The organism is Sphingopyxis flava, from assembly GCF_900168005.1.
Classification (GTDB): domain Bacteria; phylum Pseudomonadota; class Alphaproteobacteria; order Sphingomonadales; family Sphingomonadaceae; genus Sphingopyxis; species Sphingopyxis flava.
This window is the reverse complement of record NZ_FUYP01000031.1, coordinates 18530-34701: the sequence shown is the minus strand read 5'-3', so window position 1 is coordinate 34701 and position 16172 is coordinate 18530. Positions and strand designations below refer to the sequence as shown.

Genomic DNA, 16172 nt, shown 5'->3' with positions numbered 1-16172 from the left:
ACCGCAGGTGCCGCTTGCGGCAGAAAATCCTTGTCTAGCGCTCGGATACAGGCGATCTTCACCTCAAACGACACGCCACTTGGGGAATGCAGGTTATATGTCGGGCGGCGAACTTCCGGTTCGGGTCATCCTTTCCGGGCCATTGATGGACGAGGCGGAGGAGAAGGAGGTCGGCTCGCTCATCGTGGTTGAAGCTACGAATCGGCACGATGTCGAGGAATTCTCCCGAAATGATCCCTACCGAAAGGCCGGGCTTGTCGGTGCGATCTTGATCTTGCCGTGGCGCTGGACCCGCGGCAACCCCGACCGGAGGAACTGATATGACCTTGCAGCTTTTTACCTGGCAGACGCCGAACGGGCGCAAGATTTCCATCATGCTCGAAGAGCTGGGGCTGGGTTATGAACTGCGGCCGATCAACATCCTAAAGGATGAGCAATTCTCGCCGGACTTTCTAGCGAAGAACCCCAACAACAAGATCCCTGTGATCGTCGATCCCGATGGCCCCGGAGGTGAGGAACTGGTGCTCTTTGAGTCCGGCGCCATTCTGGTTTATCTGGCACAGAAATACCGAAGCGAGCTACTGCCGTCCGATCCACGCGCGCAGGCAATAACCTTGCAATGGCTGATGTTCCAGATGGGCGGCGTGGGCCCGATGCTTGGGCAACTCCATCACTTTCGCAGATATGCTCAAGACCAGGAATATTCGCTCGGGCGCTACCAGAAAGAGGTGGAGCGAATCTACGGCGTGCTTAACAAGCGGCTGCAAGATTCAGCTTATATCGCGGGGGACGGGTATACTATCGCCGATATCGCCACCTATCCCTGGCTCGCGCGCAACCCGCTTCACAACATCGATCTTGAAAAGGTACCAAATCTCAAGCGCTGGTACGATCACGTTGGTGCACGCCCCGCCGTGCAACGCGGAATGAACATACCGGAAGCAGGTTGAGAGAGTCATGCTTCGAGTTTTAGGAAGGCGCAGCTCCTCCAATGTCCAGAAGGTCCTCTGGCTCCTGGACGAGTTGGATATACCGTTCAGCCAGGAAAATTTCGGCGGCGAATTTGGCGGGAACCGCGACCCGGAATATCTTGCCGTGAATCCCAATGGCGTCGTGCCGACGTTGATAGACGAAGGCAACGCGATCTGGGAATCCAACACCATTCTCCGCTATTTGTGCAATTCGCGCGGACCCACCTCGCTTTATCCCCAGGACCCGATCGACCGGGCAATGGTCGAGCGCTGGATGGACTGGCATCTTGCCGCCTTGAACAAGTTCATGTCACAGCTTTATATCGGCATCGTCAAAACTCCGGAAGCCGAGAGAGACCTGCAGGCTTTAGACCGGGCGCGCATGGAGTCGCAGCGCTGCTTTGCGCTACTAGACGATGCCCTTGCACAAAATTCCTACCTTGCTGGCGATGCATTTTCGCTCGCCGATATTCCCTGCGGAATCATGGTCTATCGCTGGATAGCTCTCGGGTTCGCCAGGGATTCGGAGCAGCCCAATCTTCGTAGGTGGGCCGACCGTCTCGCGGAACGGCACGCCTATCGCAAGAACGTCATGGTCGGCCTTGGCTGACCGGAATCAGAAATCAAACAAACGGAAGGGCTGCCAATGACGGTTGCTGACGAGAAAACCCTGGAAATCCTCTTCACAGAGGCACGTTCTCAGAATGGCTGGACCGACCAGGTGGTAACGGATGCGGAACTTCAGGAGGCATATGATATCGCCAAATGGGGACCGACCTCGATGAATATCCAGCCATTTCGGGTGGTATTCCTGCGCTCTCTTGAGGCAAAGGAGCGGCTCAAACCCGCGCTGAAGCCGGGCAATGTCGACTAATGCACTTCCCGGCGACGGTGCCTGTGCCCGCAGGCAAAGAAATCGGAATATCTGCGAGATTACCGGGGTTCACATTGAGAGTTGGGTTCAGCGCTCCTAACGTTGAGTAAACAACTGGCGAGTTTAGCAGGGCAGCGAACTGTGCCTGCTTGGAGACGTCGTGTATCGGGCAAAGGCCGGAGGCGTCGTCAAAAAGAAAACCATGACCTGTTGATCTGAAACTGACCAATCCAGTGGTAATCTTTGTCCATGAAAGGGCCGGGTTAAAGATGTAGTCAAGGTTGTGGTTCGTTGATCCAACTTTGTAACCATTCCCCTTCATGTTTAGGAGCTCAGCGCCGTCATTGGCCCAGTTCACCACGCACTCGACGTTACCATACCACCGTCGGAACGGCCCTCCTTTCAAGTATGGGAACCACTTCGCCCCTGACGCATTAGCGGCTTCACGACTTCCAAGGCCACGCGCAAACTTTGCACCTTCTACCTCGTGCCACTGCCTAATGAAGCGAGGATTGTCGGCAGTTACCATACCTTTTCGGGGGCTCGCAAAGTCCCTCAGTGGCTTCGAGTTAGCGAACGTTTCTCTAAGCTCATGACTCGCCCAATAAGAAAGTGGCGCGCCCGGAAGCTTTGAGAAATCGTCCATTTCTGCTATAAAGAAATAAGGAGGTTGGCGACTTGCCTTCCCGATCAAAAAGAGATTTGCTTTTTCGGCTTCTGTAGCTCCTTCAACCAGCCTTAGAAATTCAGATTTCTTATTCTTGCTTTTACTATTCTCGAAGACGAAAGCCGTCGTAGAGACAACGTCACCGCCGATGGTATCAAATGCATTCTCTCCCAGATGGGCCATGGATAGCAGCGTGTTTTGTGCAAGCAACTTGCTGCGCAACTTAGAGAAGGAGGATAGGAACATCCACGCTTGCATGTTTATCATAGCCAGCAGACCATCCTTGCGGGTCGCCCTCAGTCCTCGCTCCATAAAGAGTGCGAAAAGGTTGGCCGAACTGTCCGGGTATTTCTCGAGTGCCCAGGCCTTTAAGACGGGATTCGCGCTGCTGATGTCCATATACGGCGGGTTGGCCACCACCACATGATACTTCGGCGACAGCGCCTCGGCCATGCGCAGCACCGACACGACGCGCGCCTGCACCTCCTTCAGCAGCAGGTCGGAGGTGAAATCCCGCGCTTCCACCACCCGCAGCGCCTCGGCCGGGTCGCGTAGCTTCGGTACGATCAGTGAGCCGAAGTTCTTGGCCTGCTCGAACTGCCCCAGCGTATCGCGAAGTTCATCCGTGAAGAGATCCTTGCCCACCACGGCGGCGACATCCTGCATCTCGGCAGGCGTAAAGTGCACGTCTTGCAGCACGACGATATCGGGCTTCGCCCCCATCCGAAGGAACCGCCGCCGCCCCAGCTTTGCCGCCGCCTTCATCGACAGGGCGAATGCCGCCAGCGCTCCGGCGCGGTCGTCGATCTCAATGCCTATCAGGTTGTGCTTCAAGATTAGGCCGGGAATTTCGGCCGCATCATGGCCTTCCTCGGCATAGATTTCATAGAGCAGGTCAAAGGCGTAGGCCAGAATATGGCCCGAGCCACAGGCGGGATCGCAGATTCGGATATCCTCAGGCCGTTCGATACGCAGGAAATCCGTCTCAGGCTGTTCCGGCGCGATGTAATAATCCATCTTCGCCACCAGCTTCGATTGCGAGCGGTTCAGCAGCCACAACCGCCCCAGCGAATTTTCCACCAGATAGCGGACGATCCAGTGCGGAGTGAACAGCTGCGTCGCGGCGGGGATATTTTCCGCCGTGATCTTCTGGTTCTTCTTCAGGCCAGCAAAGACCTGATCCTTCTTCTCGCTGATATAGAACTGGTAAAGCCAGCCGATGATCTCGACATCCTGGCAGGCATCTTCCGTCATTACCTCGCGCAGGCGGGCAAGAATGCTATCCGGCGACAGAAGATCGTCGGGCATCAGCAGTTCGGTATAATCCTCGGCCCGGTCGAACGTGTCGGCACGCTCGAACATATAGGGCATCGCCCCGTGCCATTCGTTGCAGGCATTGATCAACAGCAAGCGGTAAGCCTCCGCTTGCCCGTCATGCGCGGGGCGGGTGCCGTTCAGATACTCGGCAATCTCGGAGCGGGCACGATCCGGCAGGTTGCCGGCCATCGCCTCCGCCAAAATCTCGGGCCGGGTCGCGCCATCTGCGGGCGATACCACGCGCGGGTTGGTCAGCCCTGTCGCATCCATGAAACGCAGCGCGGTGAAGCGGTTGAACCAAGTGTAGGCCGCCTGTTCAATTACATGGGCGCGGTTGCTGTCGGCGGCGACTTCCAGCTTCGCAATGCCCTTGGGATGTTCGCGGCGAGTCGCTGCACCTTCGGCCAACACCATATCCAGCCGGGCGGTGACCTGATCGATCAGTAGGTTGCGCGCGCTTTGCGCGAATTTCTTCAGGGCATTGGTATCCATCAGACAATCACTTTCTTGCCCGCGCCGATCTCGGCCAGCAGGGTCTTTTTCATCACATCAAGGTAGCGGGTCACATCGTCCTCATCTTCGAGATAGGTTTTCGCGAAGGTGACGGTGATCGACTGAGCCTTGATATATTGGGGCCTTACAGGGGGTGGCGCTGGCACAAAATCGGGCCGGGGTTCGGCTACGCCACCTGTCGGCGCGGATTGGGGCGCGGGCTTTGGCGCGGGTGCAGGCGTGAGTTCCGCGATGCGGGTCAGCGTGTCAGTCAGAAGGTTGGAGCGCACCTCAGTCGCCAGATTGCGCAACGCAGGGATCAGGCTCTGTGCGGCAAGGCTGGATTTCCGCGCAGCAAGCTCCTCGCGTATGTGCGTCTGCTGCTCAGGTGGCAGTGCGCCAAACTCCGAAGTCTGGGTGATTTTTTCGATCACCTCGTCAAGCGCCGTGATGACAGCGTTGCGCTCAGCCAGAACGGTTTGCTCGATACGCTCTTTCAGGGCGTAGAAATCCGCCTTCAACTCCTGAATTGCGGTGCCCTTGTAGCACTGCGGATCGGCAAGCGCCTGGCGCAGCTTGTCGGCGGCGGAATCTCCGGCATAGGCAAGGTTCTGGTCCTGCCCGGCAACGAATGCGCGCACCTCGTCAAATATGCCCTTCTGCGGCCCGGACATGAAGCTGCGGACCTTGTCGAGGATATCCTCCTTCGCATCGAGAAGCTGGTCTTCGTGGCCTACCGGGCCGGTTATGAACCAGGTCGCCGACTGGTCGCGCATGTTGTCGAGCAGCGTCCGCAGCGGATCGAGGGCGTTGATGAAGGGATAGCCCGTCACTTGCCGGCCGAGCGTTTCCAGTTCGCTAGTCAGCTTGCGCAGCTGCGCCTGCCACTCCGCCCCCAGACTGCGGGCGTCATTCCCGGAGGCTGGCAGATCGAACAGTTCCTGAAACAGCTCGCGCGATTTGCGGATCTGGGCGGCGGTGAACTCGATCTGCGGGGAGAGCAGGATATTGCCAAGGGCATGGCTATTCCGCAGCTGCTGCACCAGCGCATCACCCTCGAGTAGAGCGCTGTCGGACCGAGCTTCCAGCTTGCCGCGCGCAATAAGGCTTGCGGTCAGGCAAAGCACCGCGATGGTAGGCCAGCCATAGGGTTTTGCGCCGAACTTCTCGACCAGAGCCTTGGCCGACACCCGCGTCCCAAGACGCATCTGGGCCTGTGCATGGTTGAACACATCCTGCTCGGCTTCGGTCAGGCCGCTGCCTTCGCCGCCGAAAAGCCTGCCATCGACGCGGCCCGCGCGGCCAAGATCGGCGTCGGTGTATGTGGCGCCGCGCAGCACGGGCAGGCTGGTGTAGACTTTATCCACCAGGACCTGGAACCCCTTGATCAGCCGCTCTTGTGGGTCTTCCCCGCCGATTTCCAGCTCGGCCCCCCGCACGAACAGCCGCGCTTCTGCGATCAGGCTGCGCAGGCGTTGGACCAGTTCCTTTTCACGTCGCGTATTCTGATCGCGCTTTTCCGCAATGATGCGATCACGGCCGGGCTGGGCATCGCCACTTGTGACCTGACGGGCAAATTTTACGGTCTGGAGCCAGAGGACAAGATCGCGGGTGAAGCGCACATCCCGCCCCAGCAGGACCACAATTTGATCGCTTGCCATGCTGTTGGAGCGGACCACATCCGGCGCGTCGGAATCGTCGCTTAAGGGCGAGATGATGTTTACCGACAGCTCATACTCCCGGTTCAGGCTGTGCCCGTCGAGCTTGCGCGTAAAAGCATAGTCGACACCCGTGCCGGCATGCCTGATCTTGCCGTGACGCAGGATTGCGCCGAACGCCAGCTCATCGAGCTGCCGCTCGATCTCGGCGGGATCGACAGCAATCGCCTTGATCTCGGCCTCGACGTCCTTTTCCTCATTGGTGAGGAATTCGTAGACCTCGCCATTGCGCTGGATCAGCGTCTGGCGTTCCAGCAGGGACAAAGCCTCTTCGATATTGCGGCGCTGCTCGGTCTGGTTCGCCTCGAACCGAGACAATAGCAAAATCGAGATGTTGCGGGCGGTCGGCTTGAATTCCTTGACGTATTTCACAAGAAACAAGACTTTTAACACCCGCACGGCAAAATCATCGCCAAGGTTCTTTTCGGCCAGCTGAATCGACTGCTGAACCGATGACTTTAGGGCGGTACGGATACCCTCGAACATCAGGTCGAAGGTCGCCAGCCCCCCAACCGGTGTATCCGCCAGCTTTTTGGCCACCTCCTGGAACACCCCCAACATAGAGCGTTCGCCGACCGAGCTATGCTTGCCCTCAAATGCGTTATGCTGCGAGAGGCCCATGATTGCGCGCTGGAACAGATCATACTGGTAGTTCGGGAACGGATAGCTCGCAACGAACTGCTCCTTTCCGGAGAAGTTCTTAAACTTAAAAGAATTATCTCCGAAGTCGAACAGCGTACGCAGGTTGTTCTCTTCAGCATTGTACAGATTGCCAAGGGTAATCTGGCCGGCTTCGGTCTTGGCCAGCAGGCGGCGCTGGATGACTTCAGCCACATCCTGGGAGTTCAGCGGCATCCGGTTGGCGAAGCGCGCCTGAATTTTCGAGAAGTCATTTTCCTGCTGCGCCGTCAGATCGCCGATAACGGACCCCATGTCCTGCTGCGCGGTGACAACAATCCAGGCCTGCCCCTTGCATTTGGTGTTTAGACTTTCGGCAATGGTCTGCAGATTCGTCATCAGTTTGACGTTGTCGGCGATATACTGCCCGACCTCATCGACGAAGAAGTTCAGCCGGAACTTTGGCCCCTGTGCATCGATCCAAGCCTTCACCAAATTGGCGAAATCTTCGATCGAGACTTTCGTGTCCTTGCGATATTGGCCAAGGATATCCTTGACCTCATCGCCCGTGACCTCTGCGAAGGCTGCTGCAATGTGCTTGCCTTCCATCAGCGCCTGTTCGCGCCCACGCTCCCAGGGATTGCCTGAAAACTGCGCAAAGGCCGTCTTGAAAGCATCAAGCTTGCCGCGGCTGTCCAGATCACGCTCGAACTGTGCGATATGCGGGAGCTTGCCATAATAGCCGCACATCTCGTCAAAGACCTTCTGGAAGACCGCCAGAAGCGCATCGACATCCGTCTTCGAGATCACATCGGCCTTCTGGTCGATATTGAACAAGACCGACCGGGACGGAATCGACACGGCCTTGCGCAGCGCACCCGCCAGCATCGGATTGCCCTCAAGCTTGCGCTCAAAGATCTCGACGGGACGTTGTCCCTCGACCTCGTCATTCTCTAGCAGCAGGGCGAGCATCTTCAGCAGGTGGGACTTACCTGACCCGAAGAAGCCCGATATCCACACACCGTTGGCGGTATCATAGTTGTTGTAGGCGTCGAGGAATTGCTCCAGTCGGGCGCCGATCTCGTTGGTGATGACATATTCATCAAGCTCGGTCAGGAGGCTGGCCTTGTCGTCAGCCTTGATCACCCCATCGATCGAACGGTCGACCGGCTTGGCAAAGATGTCACGTAGCAGAGTAGCCATCGGTCAGACCTCGTAATTCATGATATTGAACGCGCGGTAATATTTGTCGTCATGCAGCAAGCCGAACAATTCCAGCGATGCTCCGGTCGCCAACGCGTGCGTGTATTTTCCCGGAAAGAACATGACTGTTGGTCGGTCTTTCGCGGTGCTTTGCAGGTTGTTGAGTACGTTGTGCGACCGCAGGTAGGGGTAAACCTCGCCTACGCCTGACAGGAAAATCACGTCGTGCGGGGTTTCTTTAATGCGCCGCGCGATCTCTGGTATAAGGTGCGCCTGCGGGTCCAGAACGCCCTGCAACAGCTCCTTGAGCTCCGCCTTTTCCGTTTCGGCTTCCACCTCAAGAATCTGCTCGAAGATTCCTCGGTCCTTGAGGATACTGAGTGAAAGGTCATAGAGATCGATATCAAGGACGCAGACACCGGCATGCCCCAACCGGGCGATCAAATCTGTGCGATCCTCGCCCAGGTTCAGACCATCTTCGGCATCGAATGCGCAGATGAAGAAGGGAACCTCGTTGCCCAACCCTTGCTTCTGCAAGAACCGTTCGCTGGAAATCACCCTGAACAGGTGCTCGGCGCGGGCGCGCCGATCAGTTTTCGTGCCCACAATTATCCCCCATTCCCGGGAAAAATCCGTAAATCCAACGGATTACTTTCCTCAATCAGTCGCTTCATGCGCCCCGACAACCAGACCGGCTGAATTCTGCCTTCGGCGCTCCTTAATCCCGCTTCGCGCAAGATCCGAAACAGGACTTGCCGCAATTTGGCAGCCGTTGATGATGAAAGCGCGGCGAGGCTCGGATCGCATTCCGCTTTATCCGCGAGAAATCGATCAAACACCTCGTAGCCTAGGTCAAGCCGCCAGGATTCGTAGCGCTCATTGATTACCTCGACCGCAAATTCCCGGACAAAGCGATAGGTCCTACAGATCGCGAGCCACATGACAGCCTGCTGCTCGGTTCGATCCGCCTCTGCCAACAGGTGATGGCGTTCAGCATCGGAGAGATAACCTATCCGGTCGTACACCTCACGTAGAGCGCGGGTTTGGGAGGCCAATTTGGGTAACGAAGACGCGCCTTGCGCCAGCAAACGTTCGCGAGCGCTAGCCCAGGTCTCACCGGGTAGATAAGCGCCGGCGATCGCTATGCTCTCATTAAGCATTAGCCCACCAACGCTGAATGACATACGGTAATTTTGTACGCTATCGGCAGAATTCACAGTGCGAACTCCGCCTTTTCAAGCGCCGCTACCGTGTCAGTTCTGTTGACGACGACAATATGTTGACTGCGAGCGGGTAGCTGGGCGGCGTCGCCCAAGAGTCCGAGGCGTTTCAGCACATAGAAAAGCATTGCGTAACGAACAGTCATCACGGCTGCCCCGTCCACCATCCCATAGTCCTTGGCGACTACGGCCTTTTGGCTCGCGGTCAGGTCAGGATGCGGACCTACCTCAATGGCAAAGTGCTCCTGCCAGAGCGCGTCTTGGTCGGCTTTCGCGCCAGCATCGCCAAGCTCGCCTACATCAAGGATACGCGGCAGGAGAAAGTCTTTGAACTTTTCGTTCATGTGGCAATAGCCGCGCACATGCCAGCGAAAGCCATCATAGCCGAAGGCATGGGGCGTAATGCGGCGCCAGATGGGATCGGGCCGATCTTTGCTCATAGACTGGTAGTGGACATCGACTGACCGAACGTCACGCACCGCACCCAATATTGTGCGCAGCACCCTGGCGTCGATGTCGCGGCGCGGCGTCAGCGCGATATCGGTATCGGGAACCTGCGTGATCCAGGACTCGTCCAGTTCGATTAGTCCCTCCGCGACTGACCGCAGGCGTGACAGATAACCATAGGGGTCAGGCTTCAGGAAGATGGGCTCGAAATCCGGGCCTGCCACATAGCGACGAGCGCTCTTGTCATAGAGCGCATTGTGTGGAGCGCGCTCCTGATAGAGTGTCAAATCCTTCGATGCCTGCGGCACCGACACGTCAAATGTATCGATGATGTCAGAGCGATTGACCCCGCCTTCCCAGAACAGCCGGAACTCGATGAACTCGAGGCGGCGTTCAACGCCCCACTTCAGTGCTGGCCCCTCGCTGGTCATCTGCTTCCGGTCCTTCACATCACGAGGGGATAAAAACTATATGGACATATCTGTAATGCCCGTATAGTTTTTATATATGTGATGGAGTCGCGTCAAGCGGAACCGGCAAGGCAAAAGGGGGAAGTTGGCGGTGAACACCAATCCTAATCGGAGCACGATCATCGCGCATGGTCGTTTGGCGATGCGCCAATTGCGTCTTGATGCTGCCCGGCGGCGACTTCACGGCCTGCAAATTCTTTCATTCGAACAGCTCGCAGTCCGCTTGGCCGGAGGTTTCACGCGACCGATCGACGACGAGAGCTTGCGCGCTGCGATCCAGGCAGTCTTGCCGGAAACGCCTCTGGGCGAATTGGATGGCATTAAACTGTTGCCGGGCATGGTCGATGCCGCAGTCGATACGCTCCACAAGGCCTGGCGCTCGGGGATCGACTTGGCCGCGCGGGCCCATGAACATCCACGTCTCGAGTCGATCGCACGCCTTGAGGCGGCCGTTCAGCAGCAGCTTCCGGCCGGTATGATGCGACCCGCCGATCTGGTGTCGGCTGCGCTCGAGCGCTTGGTTCATGCTCCGGCGATCCTCGGTTCCGTCGAGATCGTCGGTATCACCGAGCTTTCGCCGAGCTGGCGCCCACTTCTGATGGCACTTGCGGCGCATGTGCCAGTCGCATGGGTCGCAGGACCGCGCCCCGTTCCGGATTGGCTCGATGAGACCGAAATCGAGGTGCGTCGTTCCGATGCTCGGATGCCTCAGCAGCACATGGTCAGCGCTGCCACCGGCTATCACGAAGCGGTCGAGGCGATCCGCTGGGCGCGCGCACTGATGGTGACGGAGGGCATCGAACCTGCCGACATCGCAATCGCTGCCGCCTCAACCAGCGACTATGACGATCACTTCCTCGCGCTGCGCGCAGACGCCAACATCGACCTTCATTTCGTCCATGGCATCAAAGTCACCACAAACCGCGACGGTCAGGCCGCAGCGGCGCTCGCTGATATTCTGATCCGCGGGTTCTCGCAGACCCGCATGCGCCGACTCGCGGCACTGTGCGGGTCGGAGACCGGCCCGTTCCAGTCGTTGCCGCAGGGGTGGCTGCGCGTTCTGCCTGCCGATGCGCCGCTGGCCTCCCTCAGCGCTTGGGATCGGTTGCTCGCTCGCCTGACAGCTGCGGACTGGCCTGACGAGCAGGATCATACGCCAGCGCTGCGCGGGATCGTCGATCTGCTCGCCAAGGGGCATATGGCAGCCGACGAGATCGGCGCTACGTTCCTGACCGGCCGTGCGCTCTCAATCTGGCGCAAGGCACTACTTGCTGGCCCCTCGGTGTCGCTTGATACGACGCTTGAAAGCCTGAAGCAGGATGATGGCTTGGAAGCCTGCGTATCGCCGGCATGGATGCCCGCAAGCGCACTCGCGGCATCGCCGCGCCGCTATGTCCGCCTCATCGGGCTCAACTCCTCACGCTGGCCTCGCGCAATTTCCGAAGATCGTCTGATTTCTGATCATATCATTCCCACTGCCGAACTCGATCCTCTGCCGATCGGCGCTGCGGATCGGCGCGATTTCGCGACCATTCTGGCGACGACCGAAAATGAGATCACGCTGTCGCGTGCGCGGCGCGACAGCGAAGGGCGCCTGCTTGGCCGCAGCGCATTGCTCGGGCCAGTGACTGAAGAACGCTACATCGGCCGAAACGCTGTACCTGCACATGCCTTCAGCGAAACGGACCGCCTGATGGCGCGGCCAGACGAATTCGCCAGCGACAGCCAGGCGTCCAGTGCAATCACCGCTTGGCGCAACTGGCATCGCATAGAGATCACGCCGAACGATGGACTGGTTCGCGCGGACCACCCGCTGCTGCTCGAGATCCTTGCACGGGTGCAGTCGGCGAGCTCGCTGAGGCTGCTCCTGCGTAGCCCGTTGGGCTTCGTCTGGCGCTATGGCATGCGCTTGCAGATGCCTGAGAGCGGCACCGACCCGCTGGTGCTCGACGCGCTGTCGATGGGTGATCTTGTCCACATGACACTCGACCTCGCGCTTCAGGATCTGGAAGCGAATGGCGGCCTCGCCAATGCCGACGATGCGCAGGTTACTGCCGCCATCGAAGCCGCTGCAGCGAATGTTGCGGGCGTCTGGGAAAGCGAGCGGGCCGTCCCGCCGCCAGTTATTTGGCGGCGCACTCTCGATGATGCCCGCACACTTGCCCAACGCGCACTCGCCTATCGCGGCGAGCATCTGGAGGATGCTCGTTCCTACGGCGAAGTCGCCTTTGGCGGTGCTGAACCCAAGACCGGAGCCGAAAGTCCATGGGATGGAGCAACCCCGGTCGCGATCCCCGGAACCGGGTTTGCAATTAAAGGCTATATCGACCGGCTAGATCTTTCGGGCGATGGACGGCGCGCGCTTGTCCGCGACTATAAGACTGGTCGACCGCCGAAAGATGATATCAGTATCGACGGTGGCCGCGAGTTGCAGCGCTGCCTCTATGCCTTCGCCGTAAAAGCCCTTCTGGGGGCGGAGGTGTCGATCAGCGCCTCGCTGCTTTATCCGCGTACCGAGACCGATCTTCAGCTCGTCGACCCCGAAGCGACGCTTGCCGAGCTTACCGGCTATCTCCAGTCCGCAAGCGCCAGCCTGAGCGCAGGCCATGCGCTGATCGGACCGGATACCGGCGGGACATATGACGATCTCGCCTTCGCGCTGCCCGCCAATGCCGGGGCTACCTACTGCAAACGCAAAACACCCGCTGCTACCGACCTCGTCGGCGACGCCGCTCTGGTTTGGGAGGCCCAGTGATGACCGCCGCTCTGAATACCCTGCGGGACGACGCTGCCCGCCGCACCGCGATCAGCAGCCATAACCAGTCGCTCCTCGTCGAAGCGGGCGCTGGCTCGGGCAAGACCGCCGTCATGGCTGGCCGGATCGCCGCCATGCTGGCGCAAGGCACGGTTCCCAAGTCGATCGCGGCGGTGACGTTCACCGAACTGGCCGCCAGCGAGCTTCTTGTGCGCGTGCGCGATTTCGTCAGCGAGCTTGCCGCCGGTACGATCCCGACGGAACTCAAGATCGCGTTCCCCGATGGGCTCTCCAAACAGCACAAGTCGCATCTCGCAGCCGCTGCGGCAAATATCGATGAGATCACCTGCTCGACCATTCACGGCTTCTGCCAGCGCTTGATCAAACCCTATCCGGTCGAGGCCGACATCGATCCCGGCGCGAGCGTTATGGACCGCAATCAGGCCGACCTCGCTTTCATCGAGATCGTCGATGCGTGGCTACGCGAACGGCTCTCCGGCGCCGAAGGAGGCCTCATTGCGGAGATGGTGCTCCACAGCCCTGGCGAGACGGTCGGCCTCATCCACCGGATCGTCGATAACCTCCGGAAGCGGCGTACCGTCGCTGCCCCGGCGGCAGACCTGCTCGCTCCGCATCTTGCGGCGTTTCGGACAACGGCAGCGGATTTTGTGGAGTTCATACGCACCGCACCGGCCGTAGAAGAAGAGACAGCGGTCTTCGCTGAGCGCTTCGCGGAGATGGCGGATGGCCTTGATGGCGGCCCCGCCATCGATACGCCCGCCGGGCTCGTGCGACTGCTGACCGTCCCGCCACATCCCGACCTTTGCACCAAGGCCGGGACGTTCCTGGCCTTCAAGAAAAAGGGCAAATGGGTCGATGCGGCCAAACGCGAAGGTCTCGCCAAAGCGGACGGCGAGCGGCTCAATCTCGCAGCGGAAGCGGCCTATTCGTCATGCTGTGCGGCATGGCAGACGCTCACCCAGAATGTCGCGAGCCGCGTCCTCGCCGACCTGATCGGCGAAGTGCGTCCCGTGCTCGACCATTTCCAGAATTATAAGCGGTCCGCCGCGCTGCTCGATTTTGACGATCTGATCTTCGCGGCGCGTGGCCTCCTGCGCGACCACGATGACGTGCGCCGCGCGCTGGCCGGCCGCTTCGCGAAGGTGCTGGTCGATGAATTCCAGGACACCGATCCGCTCCAGACCGAGATCTTCTGGCGCCTGTGCGGTGAACCGCCCGAGGCTGGTGAACCCGGTGATTGGGCCAGTTTCGTCATCCGTCCCGGCGCCCTCTTCCTCGTGGGTGATCCAAAGCAGGCGATCTACCGTTTCCGAGGCGCTGATGTTTCGGCCTATGTCCGCGCCCGCGAGGCGTTTGTCGCCCAGGACGAGAAGAGCGTCCTGTCGATCTCGACCAATTTCAGGTCCTGTGCGCCGATCCTGACCTTCGTGAACGAACGGTTCGAGGGGCCACTCTCCAGTGACGGCCAACCCGGCTTCACGGCGCTCGACTCGTTTCACGCTGATCGCGGGGAAGCGCTGTGTATCGCGGCACTCGATGTCGCGGTCGCCGGCCAAGACGGCAAAGCGTCGGCCGAGCAACAGCGCGATGGCGAGGCCGAAGCCGTCGCGCAGATGTGCGCCCGGCTTATCGGCAGCGAGATGATTCTCGATCGGCGCACCGGCGCCGGGCGCCTGTGCCGCCCGGGCGATATCGCCTTGCTTGCGCCCACCGGCAGCGACCTGTGGCGCTATGAGGAAGCCCTGGAGCGCTATGGCATCCCGGTCGCGACGCAGGCCGGCAAAGGCCTGTTCCGCCGCCAGGAAGTTCAGGATTTGATCGCGCTCACCCGCGTCTTGGCCGATCGCCGCGACACGCTGGCGCTCGGCGCGCTGCTGCGTGGGCCGCTTGTCGGTCTCACCGAAGAGCAACTCTTGGACATCATCTGGGCGCTGCCCCGCGCCGAGGATGCACCTGACAAACTTCCTCGCCTCGACCTTGGCGTCGATCCGGCCAACATCGCGCATCCGCTGGCCCGTGCCACGATCGAAAAACTCCAGGCACTCCAGCGTCAGAGCAACAACACAACGCCGCATGAGCTTCTGTCCCAGGCAATCGATGCGTTGCGGGTCCGGCCCATCCTCATGGCGCGTCACCGCGGCCAGGCCGAGCGCGCGCTCGCCAATGTTGATCTCTATCTGAGCCTAACCTCGGCATTTGCGGTACGCGGCCTGCGCGCCTTTGCCGAAACGATGACGGCGGCTTGGACCGATGAGGCACGCGCCGTCGAAGGGCGGCCGGACGCGCAGGAAGAAGCGGTTGCGCTATACACCATGCACGCCGCCAAAGGGCTCGAATGGCCGATCGTCGTCCCCATCAACACGATGACGGGGATCAAGGCGCCCGATAACGCCGTCACCGACCGCGACAGCGACACCTTCTATTGCCCGGTCTTCGGCGTGAAGCCGGCAGGCTATGAAGCGGTGCTCGAGGCCGAGAAAGCGGAACTCGACCGCGAACGTATCCGTCTTTGGTATGTCGCGGCGACCCGTGCCCGCGAATTGCTGGTGCTGCCGCGTCTTGATGCGGCGCAGTCCAAGTCCGCCTGGATTTCGCTGGTCGATCTGTCGCTCGCCGAACTGCCGGCGCTCGATCTTTCGCATCTGCCCGAAGGGATGGGCGCAGCAGCGGCACAAGCAGTCAACGCCCAGACCCGCGATAGCTTTGCCGCCGAAGCCGCTGCGATCCTCGATAAGCGCCAGCGTCTGGTCTGGCTCGCGCCGAGCCGCGATGAAAGCAACGCCGGCCCGGTACTGACGCCTGAAGCCGTGGAGGTCTGGGCGTCTGGCGGTGACGGCCAGCCCGATAACGAAGGGCCGGCGCTTGGCGTTCAGGGTGGGCGCGAGCGCGGGCTCATCCTCCATAAGCTGCTTGAAGAGGTGCTGACCGGCGAGACCGATCCCGATGAGGCGGCGTTAGGCGATCGGGCTCGGGCACTGATCGCGGAAATCGGCAAGCCGGTGATGGACGATCCTGCGCAAGGCTTGAGCCCGAGCGAACTCGCCGGCTGTGTGGTGCGGACCCTCACCTTGCCGGAAATTGCCGAGCTGCGGCCTAGTCTCGTGCCTGAACTGACCGTCTATGCGGCGGTAAACGTCGAAGGGGTTCAGGAGGCGACGGTCGGTATTGCCGATGCGACCAGTTTCGACAGCGACGGCAAGCCTGCTGTCGTGATCGACTGGAAAAGCGATGTGCAGCCGACCGCGCCGACGATCGAGCACTATCGCGCGCAGGTTCGCGCCTATCTCGACATGACCGGCGCCGAACGCGGGCTGATCGTCATGGTGACTTCTGGGCAGACAATCGAGGTTCAAGCCAGTGCTTGAGGCCCGCAGTCTTGAAGCAGGGTGCGACATACGC

Annotated in this window: 11 protein-coding genes; 6 read left to right on the top strand and 5 right to left on the bottom strand. The window is 59.9% G+C overall.

All coding sequences use genetic code 11. The features are described 5' to 3' along the window. The 4 genes from B5X69_RS17575 to B5X69_RS17560 all read left to right on the top strand — a co-directional run. Positions 1-319: YciI family protein (locus tag B5X69_RS17575; RefSeq protein ID WP_217699152.1), on the top strand; the 319-nt coding region annotated here is incomplete at its 5' end. Between the two features lies 1 nt (position 320). Next, entirely contained in the window at positions 321-950 is a 630-nt protein-coding gene (locus B5X69_RS17570; RefSeq protein ID WP_037467957.1) for a glutathione S-transferase family protein, read from the top strand. A gap of 7 nt (positions 951-957) precedes the next feature. Next, entirely contained in the window at positions 958-1581 is a 624-nt protein-coding gene (locus tag B5X69_RS17565; protein ID WP_037467955.1) for a glutathione S-transferase family protein, read from the top strand. Positions 1582-1617: 36 nt separating this feature from the next. Beyond that, positions 1618-1845: a nitroreductase family protein gene (locus B5X69_RS17560; RefSeq protein ID WP_079639882.1), complete on the top strand. Its 228-nt coding sequence runs from the start codon at positions 1618-1620 to the stop codon at positions 1843-1845. Here B5X69_RS17560 and pglX read toward each other — a convergent pair. The 5 genes from pglX to B5X69_RS17535 are packed head-to-tail and all read right to left on the bottom strand — an operon-like array spanning position 1811 to position 9958. Beyond that, a complete protein-coding gene (gene pglX / locus B5X69_RS17555; RefSeq protein ID WP_217699151.1) occupies positions 1811-4321 on the bottom strand; it encodes a BREX-1 system adenine-specific DNA-methyltransferase PglX in 2511 nt (836 codons plus the stop codon). The genes B5X69_RS17560 and pglX overlap by 35 nt on opposite strands. Continuing rightward, positions 4321-7860, bottom strand: a complete 3540-nt coding sequence (gene brxC / locus B5X69_RS17550) for a BREX system P-loop protein BrxC (protein WP_079639881.1) — start codon at positions 7858-7860, stop codon at positions 4321-4323. The genes pglX and brxC overlap by 1 nt, the downstream gene beginning before the upstream one ends. Before the next feature lie 3 nt (positions 7861-7863). Continuing rightward, positions 7864-8466: a DUF1788 domain-containing protein gene (locus B5X69_RS17545; RefSeq protein WP_021224469.1), complete on the bottom strand. Its 603-nt coding sequence runs from the start codon at positions 8464-8466 to the stop codon at positions 7864-7866. A 2-nt stretch (positions 8467-8468) separates the two neighbouring features. Further along, positions 8469-9077, bottom strand: a complete 609-nt coding sequence (locus B5X69_RS17540) for a DUF1819 family protein (protein ID WP_021224470.1) — start codon at positions 9075-9077, stop codon at positions 8469-8471. After that, positions 9074-9958 (bottom strand): BrxR family helix-turn-helix transcriptional regulator, encoded by an 885-nt coding sequence (locus tag B5X69_RS17535; RefSeq protein WP_021224471.1) that lies wholly within the window; start codon positions 9956-9958, stop codon positions 9074-9076. Before B5X69_RS17535 ends, B5X69_RS17540 begins: the two co-directional genes overlap by 4 nt. Before the next feature lie 130 nt (positions 9959-10088). Here B5X69_RS17535 and B5X69_RS17530 point away from each other — a divergent pair, with 130 nt between their 5' ends. After that, complete coding sequence (locus tag B5X69_RS17530; protein WP_031297330.1) at positions 10089-12752, top strand: PD-(D/E)XK nuclease family protein; 2664 nt, start codon at positions 10089-10091, stop codon at positions 12750-12752. Beyond that, on the top strand, positions 12752-16138 hold the full coding sequence (locus tag B5X69_RS17525; RefSeq protein WP_021224473.1) for a UvrD-helicase domain-containing protein: 3387 nt from the start codon (positions 12752-12754) through the stop codon (positions 16136-16138). The genes B5X69_RS17530 and B5X69_RS17525 overlap by 1 nt, the downstream gene beginning before the upstream one ends. The last annotated feature ends 34 nt before the right edge of the window (positions 16139-16172 follow it).

What these genes read in the sequence shown, in the direction of transcription:
- B5X69_RS17525 (WP_021224473.1), top strand. Translation starts at nt 12,752, where the DNA reads ATGACCGCCGCTCTGAATACCCTGCGGGACGACGCTGCCCGCCGCACC.
- B5X69_RS17565 (WP_037467955.1), top strand. Translation starts at nt 958, where the DNA reads ATGCTTCGAGTTTTAGGAAGGCGCAGCTCCTCCAATGTCCAGAAGGTC.
- B5X69_RS17560 (WP_079639882.1), top strand. Translation starts at nt 1,618, where the DNA reads ATGACGGTTGCTGACGAGAAAACCCTGGAAATCCTCTTCACAGAGGCA.
- B5X69_RS17535 (WP_021224471.1), bottom strand. Translation starts at nt 9,958, where the DNA reads ATGACCAGCGAGGGGCCAGCACTGAAGTGGGGCGTTGAACGCCGCCTC.
- B5X69_RS17570 (WP_037467957.1), top strand. Translation starts at nt 321, where the DNA reads ATGACCTTGCAGCTTTTTACCTGGCAGACGCCGAACGGGCGCAAGATT.
- pglX (WP_217699151.1), bottom strand. Translation starts at nt 4,321, where the DNA reads ATGGATACCAATGCCCTGAAGAAATTCGCGCAAAGCGCGCGCAACCTA.
- brxC (WP_079639881.1), bottom strand. Translation starts at nt 7,860, where the DNA reads ATGGCTACTCTGCTACGTGACATCTTTGCCAAGCCGGTCGACCGTTCG.